This is a genomic window from Roseibium album (assembly GCF_001404515.1).
GTDB lineage: Bacteria > Pseudomonadota > Alphaproteobacteria > Rhizobiales > Stappiaceae > Roseibium > Roseibium album.
Genome location: NZ_CXWE01000003.1, coordinates 673,865 through 697,343 on the forward strand (window position 1 = coordinate 673,865; position 23,479 = coordinate 697,343).

At 58.1% G+C, this 23,479-nt stretch carries 19 protein-coding genes; 7 read left to right on the plus strand and 12 right to left on the minus strand.

Annotated elements, in window-relative coordinates; genetic code table 11:
* Nucleotides 1-14: 14 nt before the first annotated feature.
* Entirely contained in the window at nt 15-272 is a 258-nt protein-coding gene (locus tag LA5095_RS33515) for a CPCC family cysteine-rich protein (protein ID WP_082442517.1), read from the minus strand.
* Between the two features lie 12 nt (nt 273-284).
* Entirely contained in the window at nt 285-1,367 is a 1,083-nt protein-coding gene (gene hrcA, locus LA5095_RS12665; protein ID WP_055115343.1) for a heat-inducible transcriptional repressor HrcA, read from the minus strand.
* A gap of 166 nt (nt 1,368-1,533) precedes the next feature.
* Here hrcA and rph point away from each other — a divergent pair, with 166 nt between their 5' ends.
* The 7 genes from rph to LA5095_RS12705 all read left to right on the plus strand — a co-directional run bounded on the left by rph (nt 1,534) and on the right by LA5095_RS12705 (nt 8,145).
* Nucleotides 1,534-2,247 (plus strand): ribonuclease PH, encoded by a 714-nt coding sequence (gene rph / locus LA5095_RS12670; protein WP_055115345.1) that lies wholly within the window; start codon nt 1,534-1,536, stop codon nt 2,245-2,247.
* A 12-nt stretch (nt 2,248-2,259) separates the two neighbouring features.
* The gene (rdgB, locus tag LA5095_RS12675) at nt 2,260-2,898 is read left to right on the plus strand and encodes an RdgB/HAM1 family non-canonical purine NTP pyrophosphatase (protein WP_055115347.1); all 639 of its coding nucleotides are present in this window, start codon (nt 2,260-2,262) and stop codon (nt 2,896-2,898) included.
* A 5-nt stretch (nt 2,899-2,903) separates the two neighbouring features.
* Nucleotides 2,904-4,067, plus strand: coding sequence for a radical SAM family heme chaperone HemW (gene hemW, locus LA5095_RS12680; RefSeq protein WP_104703159.1), 1,164 nt, complete (start codon nt 2,904-2,906; stop codon nt 4,065-4,067).
* A gap of 279 nt (nt 4,068-4,346) precedes the next feature.
* A complete protein-coding gene (locus LA5095_RS12685) occupies nt 4,347-5,918 on the plus strand; it encodes a polyhydroxyalkanoate depolymerase (RefSeq protein ID WP_055115351.1) in 1,572 nt (523 codons plus the stop codon).
* A gap of 278 nt (nt 5,919-6,196) precedes the next feature.
* Entirely contained in the window at nt 6,197-6,625 is a 429-nt protein-coding gene (locus LA5095_RS12690; protein WP_055115700.1) for a DUF2852 domain-containing protein, read from the plus strand.
* 131 nt (nt 6,626-6,756) lie between these two features.
* Entirely contained in the window at nt 6,757-7,494 is a 738-nt protein-coding gene (locus LA5095_RS12695) for a M48 family metallopeptidase (RefSeq protein WP_055115353.1), read from the plus strand.
* Nucleotides 7,495-7,710: 216 nt separating this feature from the next.
* Nucleotides 7,711-8,145, plus strand: coding sequence for a hypothetical protein (locus tag LA5095_RS12705; RefSeq protein WP_055115357.1), 435 nt, complete (start codon nt 7,711-7,713; stop codon nt 8,143-8,145).
* A gap of 34 nt (nt 8,146-8,179) precedes the next feature.
* Here LA5095_RS12705 and LA5095_RS12710 read toward each other — a convergent pair whose 3' ends face one another.
* The 10 genes from LA5095_RS12710 to LA5095_RS12755 all read right to left on the minus strand — a co-directional run bounded on the left by LA5095_RS12710 (nt 8,180) and on the right by LA5095_RS12755 (nt 23,403).
* The gene (locus LA5095_RS12710) at nt 8,180-10,456 is read right to left on the minus strand and encodes a transglycosylase domain-containing protein (protein WP_055115360.1); all 2,277 of its coding nucleotides are present in this window, start codon (nt 10,454-10,456) and stop codon (nt 8,180-8,182) included.
* Nucleotides 10,457-10,622: 166 nt separating this feature from the next.
* Nucleotides 10,623-11,561, minus strand: coding sequence for a l-ornithine N(alpha)-acyltransferase (gene olsB / locus LA5095_RS12715; protein ID WP_082442536.1), 939 nt, complete (start codon nt 11,559-11,561; stop codon nt 10,623-10,625).
* Nucleotides 11,562-11,876: 315 nt separating this feature from the next.
* Nucleotides 11,877-14,291: a PAS domain-containing hybrid sensor histidine kinase/response regulator gene (locus LA5095_RS12720; protein ID WP_208992657.1), complete on the minus strand. Its 2,415-nt coding sequence runs from the start codon at nt 14,289-14,291 to the stop codon at nt 11,877-11,879.
* Nucleotides 14,292-14,626: 335 nt separating this feature from the next.
* On the minus strand, nt 14,627-15,706 hold the full coding sequence (gene trpS, locus LA5095_RS12725) for a tryptophan--tRNA ligase (RefSeq protein WP_055115361.1): 1,080 nt from the start codon (nt 15,704-15,706) through the stop codon (nt 14,627-14,629).
* 120 nt (nt 15,707-15,826) lie between these two features.
* Nucleotides 15,827-17,389: a murein biosynthesis integral membrane protein MurJ gene (gene murJ, locus LA5095_RS12730; RefSeq protein ID WP_055115363.1), complete on the minus strand. Its 1,563-nt coding sequence runs from the start codon at nt 17,387-17,389 to the stop codon at nt 15,827-15,829.
* Between the two features lie 32 nt (nt 17,390-17,421).
* Nucleotides 17,422-20,256, minus strand: coding sequence for a [protein-PII] uridylyltransferase (locus tag LA5095_RS12735; RefSeq protein WP_055115364.1), 2,835 nt, complete (start codon nt 20,254-20,256; stop codon nt 17,422-17,424).
* Nucleotides 20,257-20,499: 243 nt separating this feature from the next.
* On the minus strand, nt 20,500-20,871 hold the full coding sequence (locus LA5095_RS12740) for a helix-turn-helix domain-containing protein (protein ID WP_055115366.1): 372 nt from the start codon (nt 20,869-20,871) through the stop codon (nt 20,500-20,502).
* A 4-nt stretch (nt 20,872-20,875) separates the two neighbouring features.
* The gene (locus LA5095_RS12745) at nt 20,876-21,445 is read right to left on the minus strand and encodes a Smr/MutS family protein (RefSeq protein ID WP_055115368.1); all 570 of its coding nucleotides are present in this window, start codon (nt 21,443-21,445) and stop codon (nt 20,876-20,878) included.
* Between the two features lie 3 nt (nt 21,446-21,448).
* Nucleotides 21,449-22,678: a murein transglycosylase A gene (gene mltA, locus LA5095_RS12750; RefSeq protein WP_208992658.1), complete on the minus strand. Its 1,230-nt coding sequence runs from the start codon at nt 22,676-22,678 to the stop codon at nt 21,449-21,451.
* Between the two features lie 2 nt (nt 22,679-22,680).
* The gene (locus tag LA5095_RS12755; RefSeq protein ID WP_055115370.1) at nt 22,681-23,403 is read right to left on the minus strand and encodes a Tim44/TimA family putative adaptor protein; all 723 of its coding nucleotides are present in this window, start codon (nt 23,401-23,403) and stop codon (nt 22,681-22,683) included.
* Between the last annotated feature and the right edge of the window lie 76 nt (nt 23,404-23,479).

The following is a 23,479-nucleotide window of genomic DNA, read 5'->3' on the forward strand; positions in this document are numbered from 1 at the left end:
CGTCGATCCATTGATCAGTTGTTTTCCGGAAATTCCGTGAAATGGGGCATTCGTACTTGTTCTAGAAAGCGAGGCTCACAGGCACCGATGGCAGAAAAGGTACGCCTGGCTTCATCTGGGGACGGGACGTTTGCTCCGCCAGCAAATTCGGGGTTGGCATTCTGGACGGGGTCAGCTTCCCAAAAGCAGACAGGACAAATCTCGTAACTGTCATCGCCTTCAGGACCAATCGTATTGTATCCGCAACACTTGCAAGCCGTCTGTCGATTCATTCCTTGTTGGCCCTACTTCAGAATCTTGCTGACCAGACGAGCCGTATAGTCGACCATCGGAATAACCCGGGCATAGTTCAGGCGTGTCGGGCCGATCACACCGAGGACGCCGACGATACGCTGGTTGCTGTCCCGGTAGGGAGAAATCACCAGCGAAGATCCGGAAAGCGAAAAGAGATTGTTCTCCGAACCTATGAAGATGCGTACGCCGTCGCCATTTTCGGCTAGGCCGAGCAGCTGGATCAGATCCCTTTTGTTTTCCAGATCGTCAAAGAGCAACCGGATACGCTCCAGGTCCTCCACCGCGTCAAGGTCGGTCAGGAGGTTCGAGCGACCGCGCACAATCAACGTTCCCGGGTCGCTCGCGCTGTCGCCGCCCCAGACGGCAAGACCCGCGTTGATGACTTTCTGGCTGAGCTGGTCGAGTTCCGCCTGGTCCGCGTCGCGAACCTGTTCCAGTTCCGTTTTGATGTCAGAAAGCGTCCGTCCCTGGATCTGGGCGTTGAGGTAGTTGGTCGCCTCGATAAGTGCCGAGGACGGCAGGTTTGACGGCAATTCGACGACCCTGTTTTCGACGGACCCGTCTTCGCTGACAAGTATGACGAGCGCTTTCTGCGGTTCGATGCGGACGAATTCGATATGTTTGAGCCGCGTATCGTTCTTGTGTGTCAGCACCACGCCGGCGCCCATGGTAAGGCCTGACAGCATCTGACTGGCTTCGGTCAGCACCTGTTCGGTCGAATTCGCCTCGTTCGAGGCGCGAACCTGGATATCGATCTGCCGGCGTTCTTCTTCGGTCAGATCCCCGACCTCGAGCAATGCGTCGACAAAGAACCGCAGGCCGATTTCGGTGGGCAGCCGCCCGGCACTCGTGTGCGGCGAATGCAGCAGGCCCAGGTGTTCAAGGTCCGACATGACATTGCGCACGGATGCCGGCGAAAGCGACATGGCAAGATTGCGCGACACATTTCGTGAACCCACGGGGTCACCGGTTTCCAGATAGCTTTCGACGATCGAGCGGAAAATCTCGCGGGATCTCTTGTCGAGGTCGCTGAGGCTCAAGGCGTGTTCTCCGAATACAATGACCAATTTCAGACAGGTTTTTTCGTCTTACACCCAAGATATAGGCGCAAAATGGGTCCGAGGTGAAGCAGGCCCTTTACCTTGCACAAATATGAGGTCTAAAAGGCGCATGAGATTTGAAGGAAACAGCCGTTTCCGATGATGTTTGCATCGCAAGCGAAGGTCGAAAGGAATTTTCATGCGTCCGTCAAAACGCGCAGTCGATGAGCTCCGGGCGGTTACCCTGGAGCGCAGTGTGTCAAAACACGCGGAGGGATCTTGCCTGGTCAAGTTCGGCGATACCCACGTGCTTTGCACAGCCAGCCTCGAAGAACGCGTACCGCCCTGGCTCCGCGGGCAGAACCGGGGTTGGGTGACCGCGGAATACGGCATGCTGCCACGCGCGACCGGTGACCGCATGCGCCGCGAAGCGAGCGCGGGCAAACAATCCGGCAGAACTCAGGAAATCCAGCGCCTGATCGGCCGGTCGTTGCGCGCAGTCGTAAATCTGGAAGCGCTTGGCGAAGTGCAGATCTCCGTCGATTGCGACGTGATCCAGGCAGATGGCGGCACGCGCACGGCGTCCATAACCGGCGCCTGGGTGGCGTTGCGCGATTGCGTTGAATGGATGCGCGCCCGGGACATGGTGACCGGCGACGTTCTGACGGATCACATCGCTGCAATTTCCTGCGGAATTTACGAGGGCGCTCCTGTACTCGATCTGGACTACGCCGAAGACAGTACTGCGGAAACGGATGCGAATTTCGTCATGACCGGGTCCGGCGGAATTGTTGAAATCCAGGGGACAGCCGAAGGTGCGCCTTTTTCCGAAGAGGAATTCGGGCAACTGCTCGGCTTGGCGAAGGCAGGAATCAATCGTCTCGTAGATCTGCAGAAAATGGCAATTCTCTAAGGAGACCGAGCGATGAGCCACCGTAAACTCGAACCGGGAAAACTTGTTGTCGCCAGTCACAACAAGGGGAAAATCAGGGAGATCAACGAGTTGCTCCGTCCGTACGGGTTTGAGGTCGTCTCCGCCGCAGATCTTGATTTGCCTGAACCGGAAGAAAACGGGCTCACGTTTGAAGACAATGCCGCGATCAAGGCGGTTGCTGCGGCCGAGGCCGCCGGACTGCCGTCTCTTGCTGACGACAGCGGATTTTGCGTCGAGGCTCTTGGCGGCGATCCCGGTATTTATTCTGCGCGCTGGGCGGGTCCTGAAAAGGACTTTGCCATGGCCATGCGGACGATCGAGGAGAAGCTCAGCACGCTGAATGCCGATACCCGCGAAAAACGCCGCGGCTCCTTCGTTGCCGTGCTGTGCCTCGCCTGGCCGGACGGGCACAGGGAATTCTTCCGCGGAGAAGTCGATGGCGACGTGATCTGGCCGCCGCGCGGAACAATGGGTTTCGGATATGATCCCATGTTCAAACCGGATGGCCGCGATCGGACATTCGGTGAAATGACGTCGGACGAAAAGCACGGCATGTCCGCAGACACCCCACCCTTGTCGCACCGCGCCCGCGCTTTCAAGGCGTTTGCGGAAGGGTGTCTGGAAGGATAACCGAATTGACTGTTCAAGGGACATCCGACGCTGGATTCGGAATCTACATTCATTGGCCGTTCTGTGCTGCCAAATGCCCTTATTGCGATTTCAATTCACACGTTCGCCATCAGCCGGTTGATCAGGAACGCTTCGCGGCTGCCTTTGAACGGGAACTGTCCTATTTCGCCGACCTGACGCGCAACAAATCCGTCCAGTCGATCTTTCTGGGGGGTGGCACGCCCTCGTTGATGGATCCGGCGACGGTCGATCGATTGCTGAAGGCGGTGTCGGACCGGTGGTCCCTCGACGAAAATGTGGAAATAACGCTGGAGGCGAACCCGACCTCGGTCGAGGCGAACCGGTTCAAAGGCTATCGGGCTGCTGGCGTGAACCGGGTTTCGCTTGGCGTGCAGTCCTTGCACGATACCGATCTGAAGCTTCTCGGGCGTTTGCATGATGCAGCGACAGCGCGATCCGCAATCGAGATCGCCCGGGAAACATTTCCCCGACTTTCCTTTGACCTGATCTACGCACGTCCGGGGCAGACACCGTCCGACTGGGCGCTGGAACTTGAACAGGCAATCTCGCTCGCCGCGGACCATCTGTCGCTGTATCAGCTCACCATCGAGGAAGGGACCCCGTTCTTTGCGCTGCACAAGGCGGGAAAGCTCAAGACACCCGATCCGGAGTTGGGTGCGGAGTTTTTTGAGATGACTCAGGAGGTGACTGAACAGGCAGGCCTTCCGGCTTACGAAGTCTCCAACCACGCCCGCCCCGGGGCGGAATGCCGGCACAATCTGGTTTACTGGCGCTACGGCGACTACGTCGGGATCGGTCCGGGGGCACATGGACGGCTGACAGTCGGCGCAAACCGTATGGCGACAGCCACCGAACGTCATCCGGAGACCTGGTTGGAAAATGTCGAAAATCTGGGTCAGGGTCTGATTGAAAATGCCGGTCTCAACGAGGAGGAGCAGGGTGACGAGTTCCTTCTCATGGGACTTCGGCTCACGGAAGGAATCGACCTGCTGCGCTATCGTAGTTTTTCCCACAGGTCGGTCGATCCGCGTCGTATCAAGGCGCTTCTGGAACATGGAATGATCGAAGAAATCGGGGAAAACCGTGTTCGGGCCACCCGCGAGGGTTTTTTCGTGCTGGACGCAGTGGTTGCGGATCTCGCCGCCTGACCAAGAATTCTTGCAGTTGCAATTAATTCTACCAATTTGATTTAAATGCTCTATCTGCCTTGTGCGCTGCAAATAATTTTGGCGCCAAAATGAGTTTGGCAGTCTCCTGGTGGGCTTAAGCCCTGAATCTTATAGCAAATAGCAGTATTGCAGGTGACTGCCATGCTGGTTATTGTGCTGCGATGCAATAGATGGTGCAATAACAAGCGAGCTGCGAAATAATGTTTCCAAACTGCGCCAGGGGCAGGCAGCGGCATCGCGAACAAAGGAGACGCGCCTTTGCCATTTTATCACCTTTATGAGCTGAATCATGCAGCCTTGGCTCCGTTCAGGGCTGCCGCTGACATGACCCGGCTGTGTTTTCAAAACCCTTTAAACCCCTGGACCCACACAAGTTTCGGGCGTCAGATCGCTGCTGGATGTGAAGTGCTCGAACGCACCACCCGCCGCTACGGAAAACCGGAATTCGGTTTGAAGGAAACGTCCGTTGGCGGTGTTCGTGTCCCGGTTCGCGAGAACGTTGTCTGGAGCAGGCCCTTTTGCGATCTGATCCATTTTGAACGCGGCGTTACATCGCACCGCAACGATCCGAAGATCCTGATCGTTTCGCCGATGTCCGGTCACTATGCGACATTGCTGCGCGGCACAGTGGAAGCCCTGATGCCGGATGCGGACGTCTACATCACTGATTGGATAGATGCGCGCATGGTGCCGATCCAGGACGGCAAGTTCGATCTGGACGATTACATCGACTACATCGTGTCGATGTTGCACTTCCTTGGACCGGATGCGCACGTGCTCGGCGTTTGTCAACCGTCGGTTCCCGTACTGGCTGCTGTTGCGGTCATGGAGGATCGCGAGGATCCTTATGTACCGTCGACGATGACGCTCATGGGCGGTCCGATTGATACGCGGGTCGCGCCAACTGCGGTGAACGATCTTGCCGTGTCGAAAGGCATCGAATGGTTCAAGAACAACGTCGTCATGAAGGTGCCGTTCCCGCATGCCGGATTTATGCGTGACGTCTATCCCGGGTTCCTGCAGTTGTCCGGCTTCATGAGCATGAACCTTGACCGCCACGTGACAGCGCATCGGGACTTCTTCCAGCACCTTGTCGAAGGCGATGGTGACAGCGCTGAAAAACACCGCGAATTTTACGATGAATATCTGGCGGTTATGGACCTGACGGCTGAATTCTATTTGCAGACCGTCGAAACCGTTTTCATCCGGCACGCGCTGCCGGAAGGTACCATGGAACACAACGGCAGGATCGTCGACTGCAGCAAGATCACCCGGACAGCGCTGTTGACGGTCGAGGGCGAGAAGGACGACATCACCGGCAGGGGACAGACCCGGGCAGCTCATGCCCTTTGCACAAGTTTGCCTGACGATATGAAAGCGCATTACGAACAGCCGAATGTCGGCCACTACGGCGTATTCAACGGATCACGCTGGCGCTCCGAGATTGCACCGCGCGTGATGGATTTCATCAGGTCGAACCGTGCGGGCGCTCCGAAGAAAGCTCCCCCGAAGTCACCGGCGAAGGTGGCGTCCGCCGAGAAGACAAAACCGGCGACCAAACCGAAGACAAAGACTGCTCCTGCGGGACCGCTTGCGAAAATCCTGCTGGCAAAGCCTGACGGTGCCGCAGACAATCTCAAGGAGATCAGCGGCGTTGGACCGAAGCTGGAATCCGCACTCAATGAAGCCGGTATTTTCCACTTCTGGCAGATTGCCTCGTTGACAGGCGACCAGATTGAGGCGCTTGACAGCAAGCTTGATTTCCGCGGACGGATAGAGCGAGACAAATGGATCGAACAGGCACGTCAACTCTCTGAAGCTGTAAGCTGATCAAACTGGATAAAAAGGCGCCGGCAGGCGCCTTTTTCTTGTCCGGAAATCGCTGTTGCCGGAAAAATCTGAAATTTCTTCAGCGTCGCTGATGGGTAATTGCAGATCCGTAATGATTTATCGTTTCTTCAATAAAGACAAAGACTTGCAATTGAATGTCAGGATGCATCCTTGAAACCGCATGCGCGGCATGCACGTGTGTTGATCATCACAAATCCTTGAAGCGTCACGCCTGAATGCCCACCTCAGTATCGTGGATGTCTTAAATGGATAGGATGATGACGACGACCAAAAGTTGCATGATTAAACCTGCCTGGACGCCTGCGACCATTGGCCTGATGGTCCTGGGTTTCGTGGTATTCTGGCCGCTTGGCCTTGCCATGCTCGCCTATATTTTGTGGGGCGACCGTTTCGAATGCATGGCTCGTGACGCAAAGGAACAATGGCGGGGGAGCCCGCTGAAGGGAGCATTCGATCAGATGTCAAGCACGACCGGTTATGCACGGACAGGAAACGTGGCGTTCGACGACTACCGCGAACGTGAAATAAAGCGTTTGGAAGAAGAGCGCGCGAAGCTCGATGCAATGCGGGCAGATTTCGACGATTTCCTGCGTGAACTCCGTCGTGCACGTGACCTGGAAGAATTCGATCGCTTCATGGCCAACCGGGGCCGGACGAATGGCGGCAGCGAGGCTGCTCCTTCGTAAGTCCTCCCTCCCGGACCCGTCACCGGGCGGCCTGACCGAAGGCGGCGCTGAAACAGCGCCGCCTTCGTCATTTTTACAATCGGAAAAAATTATCTAGACTCGGGCCAAGTGATTCGAACGGATCTCGCTCCATGCTTCTGCGCCGCAGCAAAAAACAGTTGCCTGACCACATTGATATTCAAACGGAATCGAAGGCGGTTCGTATCCGCCTGCGCGCCAATCCACGTGCGCAACGCTATCTGTTGAGTCTCCCGGCGGACAGTTCCGGACCCGTTCTGACGGTTCCCAGGGGAGGCGACCTGTCGCGTGCCGAGCGCTTCGCTCACCAGCACATCGACTGGCTTGTCGAAAGGCTTCAGGATCGTCCCGACCATATTTCCCTTGGGCCAGGTGACATTGTTCCCTTGCGCGGTGTGGATCACGTCATTCTTTCGACCGGAAAGCTGCGCGGTCTGGTCTCCCTGGGCGTCACTGAGTTTGGTGCCCCGGCCCTGCTGGTTCCGGGCGCGGACGACCATGTTCCTCGCAAGGTGACGAACTGGCTGAAACAGGAGGCCCGCAAGGACCTTGACGAACGATCAAGATATCATGCCGACAAGATAGGAAAGAAGGTCGCGGCGATCAGCATTCGCGATACCAAAAGCCGCTGGGGATCCTGCGCTTCCAATGGTCGGCTGTCGTTTTCGTGGAGATTGATCCTGGCACCCCCTGAAATCCTTGATTATGTGGCTGCCCACGAAGTGGCCCATTTGAAGGAAATGAACCATTCCGACCGCTTCTGGCGCCTGTGCGAACAACTGGCGCCGCAAACTCCGACGGCACGTGTCTGGCTCAAGGAAAACGGCCTCCGTCTCCATGGTTTCGGTTAGCCCCGCTGGAAGATGAAGAACCTGGTTCGCGTGCGGCCTGATCCCTGACAGGCGCGGACCGCGACATGCAACAGGCTTCGGTTTTGCATCGGTATGGCGTCGTCAGGCGACACCGCCCTCATTCCGGGGATCAATGGATCCTGTAGCGGAGAAAAGAATGGGCAACTCACCGAAGATATGTTTCCCTGAGGGCTCGGGACCGACAGGAGGCTGAGCATGGGAAATTTTGCGCGTGGAACGGGCAGCCTCATGGGTCTGGTTGTTCTTGCTGGTCTGATGATCCCTCTGTCCGATAAGGCAATGGCCGACAGCTGCTGGGACCACAACGGCTCCCTCATGCGTCTTCAGGCTCAGGGCAATCAACGCTGGCTTTCCTACGAAATTCCTCGGGACGTGCTTCGGCCAGCCGGCGTGCAGCGCGGCACGCTGCTCTTCAATGGCGTGAAGAACGGCAACTGGTACTCGGGAACGGCGCGGGTCTTTTCAAAATTCTGCCCGGGTTCACCGCTGGAGTACTCTGTAGAAGGGCCTGTACGCGGAGACCAGCTCCAGGTCACGGTCAGTGGATCGCGTGAAGTTTTCAATCAATGCCGCCCGACCGGCCAATATACGTCGGACACACTGGTCTTTACGTTCAGTCACGATTGCTAGAACTCGGTTTGACCGCTTTGCTGTCACAGGATGCCTAGCCACCACCGAAAATGTTTCGAAGCAGACCGAGCGGACCGCGGCGCTCGCCACCACCACCATTGCCGCCATTGCCGCCGACCGGTGCCGGGGGAACAGGATTGCGTCCCGAACCGACAGAGGCGGGTGGAAGCGGCTGGCCTTGCGGTTTTCGCGGTGCGGCGACATTGACCGGCAGGTTTGGAACACCTGGCAGGTCCGCCACCGGTAATCCCTGATGGGCGACGTCCATGACCGCCTTCCAGGTAGCGGCAGGCAGCGTTCCGCCGGTTGCCTTTTTCGTCGGCGAATTGTTGTCGTTGCCGAACCAGACCGCCGTGGTGAGGTTGCCGGTGTATCCGATGAACCAGGCGTCCCGGAAATCCTGACTGGTGCCGGTTTTTCCGCCCGCCGGACGACCGCTGTCCAGCCGCGCCTTGCGTCCGGTTCCGGTCAGCAGCGTTTCGGACATCATCAGGTTCATGTTGCCGACATCCCGTCGCTGGACCACCCTGCCTCGACCGTTTCCGGACCTTGAATAGAGCGTTTTGCCGTCAACAGTCTTGATCCGGCGAATGATATGCGGCAGCACGCCGTAGCCGCCATTGGAAAACGGAACATAAGCGGCCGCGATTTCAAGTGGCGTTACTTCCGATGTTCCAAGCGCAAGCGACAGGTTCCTGTTCAGGTCGGAGGTGACACCGAGCCGCTTGGCCGTATCGGCGACCGTCCCTGCGCCGACTTCATGTGCAAGCCGCGCTGCCACCGTGTTGATCGAAAGGCTCAACGAACGTGTCAGGGTGACCGGTCCGTAGTGTTCCTTGGTGTAGTTCTTGGGGGACCAGCCTCCAATCGTAATAGGCTGATCCTGTCGAACGGTTTGCGGGGTCATGCCGTTTTCGAGCGCTGCCAGATAGACGAACGGCTTGAACGCAGAACCGGGTTGACGTTTGGCATAGGCGGCACGGTTGAACTGACTTTTTGCATAGTCCGCGCCACCGACCATCGCCTTGATCGCCCCTGCCGTGTCGAGGGTCACGATTGCGCCTTGCGATACCCCCAGTGTCTGCCGGTTGGCCTTGAGTGCCGCGCGCAGGGCACTTTCTGCTGCCTGCTGCATGGCCGGATCGATTGTCGTGTCGACGATGATGTCGCCTTCGATCGAACCAACGAAATGCGGCAACACGTCCATGACGTAGTCGGCGACGTAGTTTTCACTGGCCGTCGTGTGGCGGCGAATGGCCTTGGCGGGTGCTGCAATGGCATTTTTGGCTTCACCGGAATTGATGTAGCCTTCCTCATGCATCGCTGCGAGAACAAGCTGTGCCCTGTCTTCGGCAAGGTCCGGATTGCGTGCAGGAGAGTAACGCGACGGCGCTTTGAGCAGGCCGGCAATTGTTGCGGCTTCCGCCACGGTCAGAAGTCGCGCCGACTTGCCGAAGTAACGGCGCGCCGCTGCATCCACGCCATAGGCGCCGGACCCGAGATAAACCCGGTTCAGGTACATTTCGAGGATCTCGTCCTTCGAATATTCCGCCTCCAGCCAGAAGGCGAGTACCAGTTCCTGTATTTTCCGCTTGATCGTTCGGTCAGGTTCCAGAAACAGGTTCTTGGCAAGCTGTTGTGTCAGGGTCGAGCCGCCCTGTGACACCCTCCCCGATGTGAAGTTTGCATAGGCAGCACGCGCAAGACCGATCGGGTCAATGCCGAAGTGAGAGCGGAAGCGCCTGTCTTCAATGGAAATCACGGCGTTCGGCAGGTAAGGCGGCAACTGCTCCAGCCGCACGGCCTCTCCACCGGTATCGCCACGGTTTGCGAGAAGGTCGCCGTTGAGCGAGACGATCTTTACATTTGGCGGCCGCGCCGGAACCTGCCACTCGGATGTCGGCGGAAGGTAGGCGGCATAGTAGCCGATGACGCAGACGACGGCGATTACGCTCCAGATACCCAGTACCGCGCTCCAGTAGACGCCACGCTTGAACAGACGTGCGACTCCTGCCGGAATACGGAAACCGGCCTTGCGTTTCCTGCTGCGCCGTTTCGCGCCGGACCTGCCGCCCTGGCGTTTACGCGCATTGCCTCTGGATTTGGCGCTTTGCGACTTTGCGGTTTTTTTCGCGGACGTTTTTTTCCTCGGGCCTGATCCGCCAGGCTTTCGGGTTTTTGATTTCGCGCCGGATTTCGATGAAGGCGCAGAGGCACGGTCCTGCGGGCCGAGGCGCAGGTCCAGCAGGCTGCTGCTGTCTTCTCCGAATGTCGGTTCAATCCGTGGCCGGCGTTTCGCCCGTGGCGCCATTGATCATCCGTCCCGTCGTTTATTCCGGCAAATGCCGGATCCCCGGTGGTGATCTTAGATTGCGGCAATTTAAGGGGGCGTTAAGGCTTGAGCCGGTTTGACAGCACAAACAAGCCGACTTTGAACCTGCAGTTCGACCGGATTGTCGTTCAGATTGTTTTCAGCTTCAACTGCTGTATCGGCTTGCATCTGCGCCGTAATAGTTGACGTAGCGCGTGTTGAGCTCGGAAACAGGCATGATGATCAGGATATCCGTGGTGCCGAACTGATGATCAACCACCGCCCCGTCACCGACAAAGGCCCCAAGGCGCAGATACCCCTTCACCAGCGGCGGCAGTGCGCGTAGGGCCGCCCTGGAATTTATCTTGTCCGCCGGCAGCCTGTTCATCTCCACATACCGGTCTTCGACAGCCCTCACACGCCATTCTTCTGGTGCGCGGGCATTGTGATGGAGGAACGACAATTGTTCTGCAATCGCATCGGGGCTTGTGCCCTCCATTGAGGCACAGCCGACCATGACATCGATCTTGTGGCGCAGCACATAGGACCAGATGCCGTGCCAGAGCAGTTCGACTGTTTTCTTGTTGCGGTAGGGCTGCAGGACACAGGAGCGCCCCAGTTCCATAAACCGCTTTCCCTGATTTGCCTCGATTATGCTTTGAATGTCGTATTCGCCCGCTGTGTAGAAGCCGCTGTGCTGATCGGCAATCTCCTGCCGCAGGATCCGGTAGGTTCCGACGATTTCCGGTTTCAGGCGTCCGAGTTTGTTGCGCTTGAGCGACGCGTGGTCGACGACAAGAAGGTGGTCGCAGTAGGCATCGAACGGATCCGCATCTCGGCGTGTGGCCAGCGTGTGGGCATCCGCGATAGCCGACATTTCTTCGTAGAAAACGCCGAAGCGCAGCCGCTGGGCCTTCTTGACTTCCTTGAAGTTCCTGGCCAGGCGGACTTCAAGAGACCCTATGCGTCCGAGCGTTTCACCGGTCTTGACCGGCGTCCGGACTGGATGGCCCGGGCGAACGGTTTTTGTAACTGTGGCGTTGGTGCGCATCGCCGGTGTGAACCTTCTCACAAGTTTTCTCGGAGAAAACAGCCCTTGCCGCATCATGGACATTCCACCCTTTTGCATTCCTTCCTGGGCACTCTGTGAGGGTTCACGGGTTGAAACCTGTTTCACCTTTCTTTTTGCCTTTGCCGAAGTAGAAACTCCGACGGCGCTCAGAGTGCTTTGGCCCTGCCGTAGAACACATTTTTCCGACAACTGGATGACACTGGGCTTGGTTCCAGATGTCTGCGACTCCGCAGCTTAGCTTAGTCTTGAAAAATTGTGAAATGCGGCGAACCACTTACCTCGAAAGAGATAGCGCAATTTGAGGTTGCCGTGCGGATTTCGGGTACTAAAGACACGGTATTCTGCAATCTAGCCGTGGCCAATCGCCACCAGCGTATCCGTGATTGCCTCAACCGACAGCGGTTTCGTCAGATAGCCCGCCGCCCCCATTTCAATAGCCCTGTCTCGCGCGTCCTGCATGACATCTGCCGTCACGATGATCACAGGAACGGGAGGCCGTCCATTCGCCCGCTCGTCTTCGCGGATCTTCGTGATGGCATCGAAGCCGTCGAGTCCGGGCATGTGAAGATCCATCAGGATGGCGTCGAACGTTTCGGCAGAGGCCTCTTCAACGGCCTTTTCACCATCAATCACCATGACCGGAATATGCCCGAGTTTGCGCAGCATCGCTTCGCTGAGCAACCTGTTGATGTCGTTGTCTTCGGCAACAAGCAGCCGGAGCGGCCTTGCGGGAGCCTTTGCGCGTCTGGCCGCGCTGCCGCCGTAGGCCGCATTGGCACCGACGTCCCAGGCAAGTTCGTCGATCGTGCCACCGAGCAACCCCGAAAGGATCTGGATCAGGGTCTCGATACGAACCGGGCGGATCAGGTAGGCTGCGTAGCCGGCAGAACGCAAATGGTTTAGGCGGTCGCGTTCGGATGGGGAAATCAGTACGACGGCCGGCGCCTCGCACCCGGCGAGCCGTGCAGAGGCAAGCCAGCCGCCGCTGTCCGACAAGGCGGCATTGTCAACGACAATAAGGTCTGCTTCGGCGAGAGCTTGTTCCAGGTCGGTGCTTCCGGGCACGGTGATGGAGACAATCGCATCGTGATATTCCAGTCTCCTGATCAGCAGCTGGCACTCGATCCGGCTGTCGCTGACAAAGACGATCTTCTGATCCGCAAGGCTGGCAAGCCGGGGATCGGCATTCGCAGACAAATCTTCGGGTATGGGCAGGGAGACTCTGAAATGGCCGCCGCCATCCACCGAGGGCCTGGCGGAAATCGAGCCACCCATGAGTCCTGCCAGGCGCTGGGCAATCGCAAGCCCGAGACCGGTTCCGCCGAATTTTCTTGCCGGACCGTGGTCGACTTGCTCGAATTCCCTGAAAAGGCGTTCAACCTCTGCCTCATCGAAACCGATGCCGGTGTCCCGCACAACAATGTCGAGGAAGCTGCCCCCGGAGTCGTTCTGCCGGCCCGTCAGCTCGACGGCGACGCCACCTTCATCCGTGAACTTGACGCCATTGCCGATCAGGTTGAACAGGATCTGCCGTACTCTTGTGGCGTCAAGTGTAATCTCCTCCGGCAGAAGCGGGTCCACCATTGTGCCGATTTCAAGCCCCTTCGCGTGGGCCTTCGGCGCGAGCAGTTCAACGACGCTCTCTGCCAGGGCCCCGGCCTTGACGGGCGCAGCCTGTATGTCGAGCTTGCCTGCCTCAACCTTGGAAAAATCGAGAACTTCGTCAATCAGGAGCAGCAGCGTTTCGCCGGATGTCTCCAGGGCCTCGATATAGGCGCCTTGCTCCTTTGTCAGCCTGGTATCTCTCAGCAGGGACGCCATGCCGAGAATACCATTGAGAGGCGTTCGGATCTCATGGCTGACAGTCGCCAGAAAACGGGATTTCGCCTCGTTTGAACTTTCCGCCGAATGGCGAGCGGCGAGCAGTTCCTCTTCAATCATCCGTCGTTCGGTCACGTCACGCAGTACGGTCTGGATCAGTTGCCTGTCTGAGGCGGTGTCCCGGACAGGAATGTCGATCCGGGAAAACCAGCGTGGTCCCTGAGCAGTGCGTATGTGAAGGTCCTGGAAGCCCATCCGTCCGTTTTGAACCTCCAAAGAGGACGTCAGTGGAACAAGCGGGTCGTCCCGGTTGATCAGCGGCAACTCCATGGCATTGCCGGGAACCAGGTCATGGGTCTTTCCGAATACGTCTTCGGCTGCCGAATTCACATAGGTCATCACACCGTCGGCGTCGCGCCGGATCACCACGTCGCCGAGTGTCGCCAGAATGCTTGCATGGCGCTCGTCGGATTCGCCAAGTTCCCAGGCCTTGTCCTCGAGTTCCTCGATACCGGCCATCAACCGACGGATCTTGTTGTCCTTGACCTGCAGTGCTTCGGCAGAACGATGCATGTCATCCGCGAGCATTCGCCAAACGGCGAGCCCGCCGGCAAAGAACGCAAGTCCGGCGCCGAGGAAACGGTTGAGTCCGTCAGTGGCAACCAGGAACATTGCGGCGCCGAGACCGATGATCAGTCCGGCAACGGCCAGATGCTGCAAGACTTTCCTGGGGGCGGAAACCGGCCGGTCGGTTGCTCTGCGGCCTTCGCCAACCTCGGGCCCGGGCAAGTCGGCGCCCGGATTGTCCATATCGGAAGCCCGGGTATTCTGGACAGGGGACGCGCTCGTCGGATCGTCGGTGTGGGAATCCGCCGGACGCTTCTCGTCATCTGATTCATGTCTGGCGGCACGATCGCCGTTCTGGCTGACCAAATTCGTCACTCTCTGCAGGGTTCAATCGGGCAGAGAGTGCCGCTTAAACTTTTAGAAACCGTTTCATTGAGGATTTTGTGAGCGATCGGACAACCGATGCATTCATGGTGCGATCAGGGCGCTGTGCAGTGTTTGAAGCAAGCACCGCCCGTCAAGAAAAGCTACGGCGTCCAGAGGGCAATAAGGTTTCTGCCTTCCCGCGCAACGACCATCGGCACCGGCAATCCCACATTGAGGAGGACCGCAGGGGCTGTCGCGAAAGAAAAGTCGCAAACAAGGTGTTCGAACGCAGCTCCAAGATGCGCTCCGCCCTGCCGAATGACTTCAGGGCGAAACGCTGTTGCTTATCTGACGTCCAGAAATCCGATGATCCGCCGCACATCTTTCAGAACCGGTTCGGCGATGGCGGACGCTTTTTCTGCACCGTCCTTGAGGACGGAATCGATCTGTACCTTGTCATCCATCAGCCGGCGCATCTCGTCCGTCATCGGTGACAGTTTTGCAACCGCAAGCTCGGAAAGCGCCGGTTTGAAGGCAGAGAACTGTTGGCCTCCGAAGTCCTTCAGCACGTCTTCCTTGGACAAGCCGCCAAGTGCCGCGTAGATGCCGACAAGGTTGTCGGCTTCCGGCCGGTCAGCAAGGCCCTCCACTGCGCTCGGCAGCGCATCCGGATCGGTCTTTGCTTTCCGGATTTTCTTCGCGATCGTGTCGGAATCGTCGGTCAGGTTGATGCGTGAGAGATCCGAGGGGTCGGATTTCGACATCTTTTTAGTGCCATCGCGCAGCGACATGATCCGCGTGGCAGGACCGGCGATCATCGGTTCGGTCAGCGGAAAGTAGAGTTGCTCGGGCAGTTCGGGTGACGGTGTCGGGTTAGGGACGCCGATGCCGAGTTCCTTGATCCGTTCGCCGAAATCATTGTTGAATTTCGCGGCGATATCACGGGTCAATTCAAGATGCTGCTTCTGGTCGTCGCCAACCGGCACATGCGTTGCGCGGTAGGCAAGGATGTCCGCTGCCATCAGGTTCGGGTAGGCAAACAGGCCGACGGAAGCGTTTTCCTTGTTCTTTCCGGCTTTTTCCTTGAACTGCGTCATACGGCTGAGCCAGCCCATCCGCGCCACGCAATTGAAGATCCAGGCAAGTTCCGCGTGTTCCCGCACCTGCGACTGGTTGAAAATGATCGACTTGGTCGGGTCGATGCCGGCAGCCATGTAGGCAGCCGTCACTTCCCGCGTCGCTTCACTCAGTTCAACCGGGTCAGGAAAACCGGCGGTGATCGCGTGGCTGTCAACGACGCAGAAAATGGTTGGCATCTGGTCCTGCAGAGGAACCCAGCGCGAAACCGCGCCCAGATAGTTGCCAAGATGGAGGTTGCCGGTCGGCTGAACGCCGGAAAAGACACGGGGCTGGAACGCCGTCATTCTGAATCCCTTTATTGGTGCGGCCGGTTGGAAGGGCGCTGTGAATCTTTGGGCGCGCCGGGTGTAGTCTCCGCACCGTGTGTATGCAAGCGGTAAAGATGAAGAAATCGCGTTTCGTCGTCAGGTGTTGCGCCGCGTCAACGCCTTGAGCATGCCCATGAGATCAGCCCCCCGGCTGACCTGAGCGAAAAACATGAAGGTGACGATCCCGGTCAGTACCAGGATGGCAAGGCTTGCTGCGCGAACGATCAGCCAGCGGTCGCTCAGGTAAGGCGCCAGAAAGAGGGCGGCAAAGTGGATGGTCAAGCCCATAAGCAGGCTGGCGATCAGCACCAGCACCAGCCTCTTCAGGAGCTTGTAGTCCGGCACGAAGTGACCGCGCTTCCACAGGACAACAATCAGCAGTCCGGTATTCACCCAGCCCGCAATCGTCGTGGCCAGCGCGATCCCCACATGTTTGAAGACCGGAAACAGCGCAATCGACAGGCAGACATTGACCGCCATGCCGACCGCGGCGAACTTCATCGGCGTCTTGGTGTCCTCCCGCGCGAAGTAACCGGGCGAAAACACCTTGTTCAGCACGAAGGCGGGCAGCCCGAATGAAAAGGCCATCAGCGCAGCAGAAGTTCCATCAACGGCAGCAGCATCAAACCGTACACGCTGAAACAGAACGGAGACAATCTCGTGCGGAACGACCGCAAGTGCCACCGCGGCCGGGAGCGTCAGAACGAGCGAGACCTCGAGCGCGCGGTTGAGGCTTCTCTGATAGGCGTCGAATTCTCCGGACCGCAGCTGGCGCGTGAGGCTTGGCAACAAAACGACGCCGATTGCAATTCCGATCACGCCGAGCGGAAGCTGATAGAGGCGGTCTGCGAAATAGAGCATCGCATTCGCGCCGTCCTGAAGGGACGCGATGATCGTGCCGACGGCTATATTCAGTTGGGTAACGCCTCCCGCAATGATCCCGGGGACGCCGAGCACGAGAAGTCTCTTCGCCGACTTTGTGTAGCGGGGACGGAAGACCGGTATCCGGAATCCCAGTCGCTTCAGGTCTGTGACGACGACTGTCAACTGGACGATCCCGCCAACGGTTACCCCCGCGCTCAAGATGATTCCGAGCGTGACGTTGTCCTCGACACGCAACAGCAGCACCGTTCCGAGCACGATACTCATCACGACATTCAGCATCACCGGCGCCAATGCGGCTGCGGCAAAACGCTGGTAGGTGTTCAGGATACCGGCGATGAAGGCCAGCATCGACATGAAGACGAGATACGGAAAGGCGATCCGCGCCATCAGCACCGTCAGGTCGAACTTGTCGGGGGCTGCGCTGAAACCCGGCGCAAGTCCCCAGACCACAGCAGGCATGAAAATCTGTGCAATGGCCGTCAGAACCAGGAGGCAGAACAGCAGGGCTGAACCGATTTCACCTGCAAATTGCCGTGCTCCGCCTTCGCCTTCTTCTTCGACCGCCCGTCCGAACAACGGAATGAATGCCGAGTTGAAAGCGCCTTCCGCGAACAGGCGGCGGAACAGGTTGGGCAGGCGGAATGCGACCGCGAAGGCGTCAGCGACAGGGCCGGTTCCGACCGCCGCGGCCAGCAGCACGTCCCGCACGAAACCGAGCAGCCGGCTCAGCATTGTCGCGCCGCCGACTGTTGTGAAATTGCGGACGAGACTCATTCAGGAAGGGCTCCGTGGGCAAATACGGTCATTCACGATGCCTGACGGTGAACTTTACGGGAAACCGGGGCGGCAGGGTCGAGTTCTACATGTCCCCCGACAGCGGCAGCAAGACGTTCTCGAATGATTTCCTGACGGCCGATATTGGAAATCTTCTGCCCTGTCAGATCGGTGACGTAAAAGACATCGACCACCTTTTCCCCGAAGGTCGAGATATGTGCCGAGCCTATGTTCAGATTGAGCGTCGCGATCGAGCGCGTGAGGTCGTAAAGCAGTCCCGGCCGGTCCAGGCCGGTGATTTCAAGCACGGTGTAGTCGTTGGACAGTGAGTTGTTGACCAGTATTTCGGTTGCAACCTTGAATGCTTTTACCCGGCCTTTCATGGCGTTTTTCCGGGACACCGGTTCAGGCAGGCGCTCTTCACCGCGCAACGTCTTGTGGATCAACTGGGTGATCCGCTCGCCCCGGCGGTGTTCGTCCACGTTGTCAGGCAATTCCCGTCCGATGAAGATCGTGTCGAGTGCAAATCCGTCTGTCGTGGTGTCGATCTGCGCGTCAACGATGTTGGCACCGGTCGAAAAACATGCCCCCGCGATGATGGAAAGCAGTCGCGGATGGTCCGGCGCCATGATGTTCAGCTCCGTCACACCCTCGAAAGCGCGCGGAATGACCTCAAAGGCGAGGCGTTTCTTGTCCTTGTCGGCCTTGTGCAGAAGTTCGGCATGGGTCAGCAGCCGCTCCGGTTCGGTCCGCAGCCAGTATGCTGGATAGTGGCGCTTGAGATAGGCGTTTCTGTCTTTCTGGGACCAGTGGTCGAGCTTGGCTACCAGGTCCTGCTTGGCGAGCTCGATGGTCTGGTTGTGTGACATCTTCGAGTGGCCGCCGGAAAGGTGGGGCTCGGTCGCGTAGAACAGCGTTCTGAGCAACTGTCCCTTCCAGCCGTTGAAGACCCCCGGACCAACTGCGCGAATGTCCGCGACGGTCAGGATCAGCAGCAGTTTCAGCCGCTCCAGGGACTGGACGGTATTGGCGAAGTCGGTGATGGTTTTGCGGTCGTTGAGGTCGCGCGACTGGGCAATGGTGCTCATGTCCAGGTGATGTTCGATCAGCCACGCAACTGTTTCCGTCTCGGCTTCCTTCAATCCGAACCGGGGACATATCTTGCGGGCAACCTTTGCGCCCGCGATGGAATGGTCTTCCGGGCGTCCCTTTGCGATATCGTGCAGGAACATCGCCACATAAAGCACCTTGCGGTTCTGCAGCGTCAGGATCAATTCAGTGGAGAGCGGGTGATCTTCGCCGGAGTTGCCGCGTTCGATTTCGGACAGAACGCCGATCGAGCGGATCAGATGCTCGTCAACCGTGTAGTGATGATACATGCTGAACTGCATCATCGCGACAACCTTGCCGAAATCCGGCACAAACCGGCCGAGGACACCGGTTTCATTCATTTTGCGAAGTGTTTTTTCAGGCTTGTTTCGAGAGGTTAGCACCGAAAGAAACAGCCGGTTGGCTTCCGGATCGTTCTTCAGGTCGCTGTCGATCAGCTTGAGCGAATGCCGGATCAGCCGCGTCAGCTGCGGGTGCATGTTGTAGTCGTGCTTGTCGGCGAGCTGGAACACCCTGAGGATATTCGCCGGATCGGTTTTGAAGATCGTATCGGTGGTGACGTTGAGGCGGTTGTTCTCCACGACAAACCCGGGACCACCCTTGACCGGTTTTGCCACGCTGCTCATCCGCCCGCTGCGCAGACGCCGCATCATGCCGGAAATACCCTTGCCGCGTGGCTCCTTGACGTGCTCTTCCTCAAGGGCTGCGCAGATGATGCGCGTCAGGTCACCGACATCCTTTGCGACCAGGAAGTAGTGCTTCATGAATCGCTCGACATCGCGCATTCCCGGATGCTGGGTGTAGCTGAGCCGGATGGCGATTTCGCGCTGAAACTCGAATGCGAGCCGCTCTTCCGGACGTCCGGTGAGAAAATGCAGATGACAGCGGACCGCCCAGAGGAAGTCCTCGGATTTTGCAAAGCGCGCATATTCGGAGCGGGTAAGAACCCCTTTCTTGACGAGGTCTGCCTGCCTGTCTACCCGATAGTGGTATTTTGCGATCCAGAACAGTGTGTTGAGGTCGCGCAGCCCACCCTTGCCTTCCTTGATGTTGGGTTCGACAAGATAACGGGATGTGCCTTGCCGGCGATGCCGCTCGTCCCGCTCTTGAAGCTTTGCCGCGATGAATTCCGAACTGGTCCCGCTGACAACTTCGGTATCGAACCGCGTCGCCATTTCTTCAAAAAGAGGCTTGTCGCCCCAAATGTAACGGGCTTCCAGGATGGCGGTCCGGATGGTCATGTCCGATCTGGCAAGCCGGATGCACTCGTCAATGTTGCGGGTCGCGTGCCCGACCTTGAATCCCAGATCCCAGAGCATGTAGAGGATGTATTCAACGACCTGCTCACCCCAGGGAGTTTGCTTGTAAGGCAGGATGAACAGGAGATCGATGTCCGATCCCGGGGCCAGTGTTCCGCGCCCGTAACCGCCGACCGCGGCAACGGACATGCGCTCGGCGGCGGACGGGTTCTTGACGCGGTAAACGTGTTGAACGGCGAAATCGTAAATCACGCGGATCAGCTCATCCTGGATACAGGAAAGACGCGAGGCGCAAAGCAGGCCGCCGCCGTCTTCGTCCAGTTTTTTCTGCACGGCGGCGCGCGAAGATTTCACTTCCGTTTTCAACATGCTCAGCACAGCCGACCTGATTTTGCTGTCCGATCCGTCGCCGTCACTAGCAACCGTGAGTGCTTTCAGGCGGGACCGCAGGTCCACTACGTCGATCAGTTCGGCAAGGTCATCCTGGCTGGGTTGCATGAGTGATTCAGGGTCCGTTTTACTGGCCGGCGATGCGGCTCGCTATCCGAATGCAAGCTTATATAGGGATCACACGATAAGGACACGTAAATCTGGGGTCGGTGCATGGAACACCGGAACACGCTCGTTCGGATTTACTTGATCCGGTACCGACATGTTCGCATACGAGCCTGACGCCAGGCTCGAGAAGCCGGGAACGCGCAAGAAATCCGGATACTGACCGGTCCGTCCATGTCAGTCTGATCAGACGTCATCCTTGGCAGCCGAAACCCTGAGCTGGTGCAGCAGGGCCGCCAGCGAGTCTTCCGACAGGACACTGATCTTGATTGACAACTGGTTGGCAAGCTCCGTCGCTTTCGGGTGCATGCCGGCTGTGTCTATGGTGATCCTTGGATCCGACAGTTCCGCCAGGCGCTGGATTTCCTCTGCTTCATCCCAGATCACGTTGAAATAGGTGATGATCCTTTGCACGAGGAACCAGGTCGGTTTGCCTCGTTTGCCATGTTCAAGCGCGGAAAGATACGCGCTGGAAACCGAGAGTGCGGCGGCCATCTCCTTCAGCGACACGTCGCGCTTTGCCCTGAGTTCCCGAATTTTTGCCCCAAGCGGTGTCACGGTCCTACCTTCTTTTTCGTATCCGGACGTAGAGCGCCCCTGCTCCACCGTGGCTGGCATGTGCTTCTTCATACCCCAGCACTACCGAACGAACGTCCGGCATGGACAGCCACTGAGGGACCATTCTGCGCAAAATCCCGCGTTCGTCCATATACGCTCTTTCGGGACCGCCCCCTTTGCCCGTAATAACCAGCACGACCTTGTGCCCGCGGGCCTGAGCTTGATAGAGAAATCCCAGCAATCGATCGTGAGCCTGATACTGCGTCAGTCCGTGTAAATCGACGCGGGCATCGATCGCCGTCACACCGCGGACGATTTTTCTTCTGTACCGGGTCTCGAGCTGGTTCAGGGGTAAAACAGAAGGTGTCTTTCTGGTCGGATCGGGTGCCTTGATCGCTGTTGCGGTCTTGGGACTTTTCGCCGTCTTCGGCGGTTCAGCCTCCAGTGTTCGTGCCAGTTCTTCCTCAAGATCCTGGGCCCGCTCGGGATGGAGCGGTGTCAGCGTTTTCGCAACCTTGCCCCAAAGCTCCCGGTCTTCAGGAGACAGACTGCCCTTTTTCCCCCGTCTCGCCATGGATCAGTCTGCCGCCGCCTTTGTTTCCTGACGCCCCGGATGTGGCAGGAGGACGGTGAATTGTGCTGCGTGGCGGATACGTCCGGCGATATCTCCGGACAGGTTTCCCGATCCCACGAAAATATCGCCACGCGCCTTGCCCTTGATCGCCGAGCCGGTATCGTCTGCGACCATCAGTCTGGAAAAAGACCTGCCTTCAGCATCCAAATCCGGCAAATCCGTCTGAAGAAAAACGAGCGCGCCATAGGGAGTGTGGTCAGGATCGATCGCGAGGCTGCGTCCGGGAACAAGCGGCAGCCCGGCGGCGCCGATGGGTCCTTCGGACGGTAGCGTGTCGGTGACCTCGCGAAAGAAAATATAGGACCGGTTCTCTCTGAAAAGGGCGTCTCGCTTGTCCGGGTTATTCACGAGCCAGGAACGCAGACCCGTCATGGTGAAGTCTTCAGGTGTTCCCTTGCCGCGCTTGACCAGCAGCCGTCCGATTCCCGTGTAGGGATGGCCGGTCTTGCCCGCATAGCCGACGCGCATCACTGAGCCGTCGGTCATTCGGAGCCGCGCCGATCCCTGTACGTGAATGAAATAGGCATCAATCGGGTCGGCAAGCCAGGCCAGTTCCAGGCCTTCGCCGTCGAGCGCACCGTCCATGATTGCTGGCCTGTCGGGCATTTCTTCAAAACGGCTGTTTGCACGGCGTCCATGACTGAGATGAGTTGGCCAGTCATCCGGTTTGTTTTCCGGCGTGATCGCCTCAAGTCCCGCAGGTTTCCCGAGAAGCGGAACGTCAAAGCCATCGGTTTTTTTGCGGGAGGCGGCCACTTCGGGTTCGAAATATCCGGTAACGAAACCGGGCACGGTCACGCGGTAAGGCCTGAAATTCGTTTCCAAGAACCGGCGTGCCTCTGTTTCTGTGTTGATTGGTTCGCGATTTGCGCTCAGACAAAGGCTGCGGATCTCGTCGAGACCGTAGTTCATCGGCAGTGTCGGATCCCTTGGGTCTTCATGCCTGGAACAAAACCGCAGAAAACCGTTCAGCGCCGCCAGGTGGTCGTCTTGATGCCAACCTGTCAGGTCCGAATAGGCAGTTTCCTCAAGATGATCGGGAATCTTTGGGCTTTGAGGCATGGCCGATCCGGCTCCCGCAAAGAAAAGCGGCGCGGCCAGAACCGCGCCCTTCAAGCTTAAGCAGACCAGAGGCAAGACAATCACCCCTGTCAGCCGATCCATCCACGTCATCGTCACTCGGCGGATTCGGTCGCAACCAGTTTCCAGTTGGGATCGCGGGACATCGTGTCGCGCGCGAAGGTCCAGATATCGACCACTTCGGTCACCTTGGCCGGATCCCCGTCGACAACCTCGCCTTCCTTGTCGCGGGTTGCGGAAATCAACTGGCTGTGGATCTTGACGGTGACCTGAGCCGTGGAGTTCTTCAGCGCTGCCTCGACGATTTCAGCCTTGTCGATGCCGACAAAGGTTGATTCGATTGTTTCGCCGCGTTTTTCCCGGTCCTCGATCGCGCCGACAAAGCCTTCGTAGACGTCGCTGGACAGAAGATTCTTGAGAGCCTTCTTGTCGCCGTCCGCGAACGCCATCACGATCATTTCGTAGGCGGCGCGTGCGCCCTGCAGAAATTCCTGGGGTTCGAAACTCCGGTCCACTGAAAGAATCTGTTTCAATGCGCTGTTGAGAGCGGACCCTTCCGGCGCAACCTTGTCGATCACCACATCGCCACCTTGAGCCGATTCCTGCGACATTTCTGCCGGTTGGTCGGTCTGGTTCGGAAGCGGGATGACGTTGTCCTGGCCGTTGGTCTGCTCATTCGGCTGCTCCGGTTTGGAGTAGGGATCGAAAGGCGGGCGCTCATTTCCGGTACGTTTGCCCAGGACAGATCTCAGTCTGAACAGAATAAAAACCGCTAGTCCCAACAGGAGGAGGTTTAGTGGGTCGAAAATTTCATTCATCTTACGTTCCGGCTACCCTTTGGAGGCACATCAAGCCGCCTCTTGCATGTTCAGCTGCGTGCTGCCCGCGTTCAGT

What these genes read in the sequence shown, in the direction of transcription:
- LA5095_RS33515 (WP_082442517.1), bottom strand. Translation starts at nt 272, where the DNA reads ATGAATCGACAGACGGCTTGCAAGTGTTGCGGATACAATACGATTGGT.
- rph (WP_055115345.1), top strand. Translation starts at nt 1,534, where the DNA reads ATGCGTCCGTCAAAACGCGCAGTCGATGAGCTCCGGGCGGTTACCCTG.
- rdgB (WP_055115347.1), top strand. Translation starts at nt 2,260, where the DNA reads ATGAGCCACCGTAAACTCGAACCGGGAAAACTTGTTGTCGCCAGTCAC.
- LA5095_RS12690 (WP_055115700.1), top strand. Translation starts at nt 6,197, where the DNA reads ATGACGACGACCAAAAGTTGCATGATTAAACCTGCCTGGACGCCTGCG.
- LA5095_RS12695 (WP_055115353.1), top strand. Translation starts at nt 6,757, where the DNA reads ATGCTTCTGCGCCGCAGCAAAAAACAGTTGCCTGACCACATTGATATT.
- LA5095_RS12705 (WP_055115357.1), top strand. Translation starts at nt 7,711, where the DNA reads ATGGGAAATTTTGCGCGTGGAACGGGCAGCCTCATGGGTCTGGTTGTT.
- LA5095_RS12710 (WP_055115360.1), bottom strand. Translation starts at nt 10,456, where the DNA reads ATGGCGCCACGGGCGAAACGCCGGCCACGGATTGAACCGACATTCGGA.
- olsB (WP_082442536.1), bottom strand. Translation starts at nt 11,561, where the DNA reads ATGCGGCAAGGGCTGTTTTCTCCGAGAAAACTTGTGAGAAGGTTCACA.
- trpS (WP_055115361.1), bottom strand. Translation starts at nt 15,706, where the DNA reads ATGACGGCGTTCCAGCCCCGTGTCTTTTCCGGCGTTCAGCCGACCGGC.
- murJ (WP_055115363.1), bottom strand. Translation starts at nt 17,389, where the DNA reads ATGAGTCTCGTCCGCAATTTCACAACAGTCGGCGGCGCGACAATGCTG.
- LA5095_RS12735 (WP_055115364.1), bottom strand. Translation starts at nt 20,256, where the DNA reads ATGCAACCCAGCCAGGATGACCTTGCCGAACTGATCGACGTAGTGGAC.
- LA5095_RS12745 (WP_055115368.1), bottom strand. Translation starts at nt 21,445, where the DNA reads ATGGCGAGACGGGGGAAAAAGGGCAGTCTGTCTCCTGAAGACCGGGAG.
- mltA (WP_208992658.1), bottom strand. Translation starts at nt 22,678, where the DNA reads ATGACGTGGATGGATCGGCTGACAGGGGTGATTGTCTTGCCTCTGGTC.
- LA5095_RS12755 (WP_055115370.1), bottom strand. Translation starts at nt 23,403, where the DNA reads ATGAATGAAATTTTCGACCCACTAAACCTCCTCCTGTTGGGACTAGCG.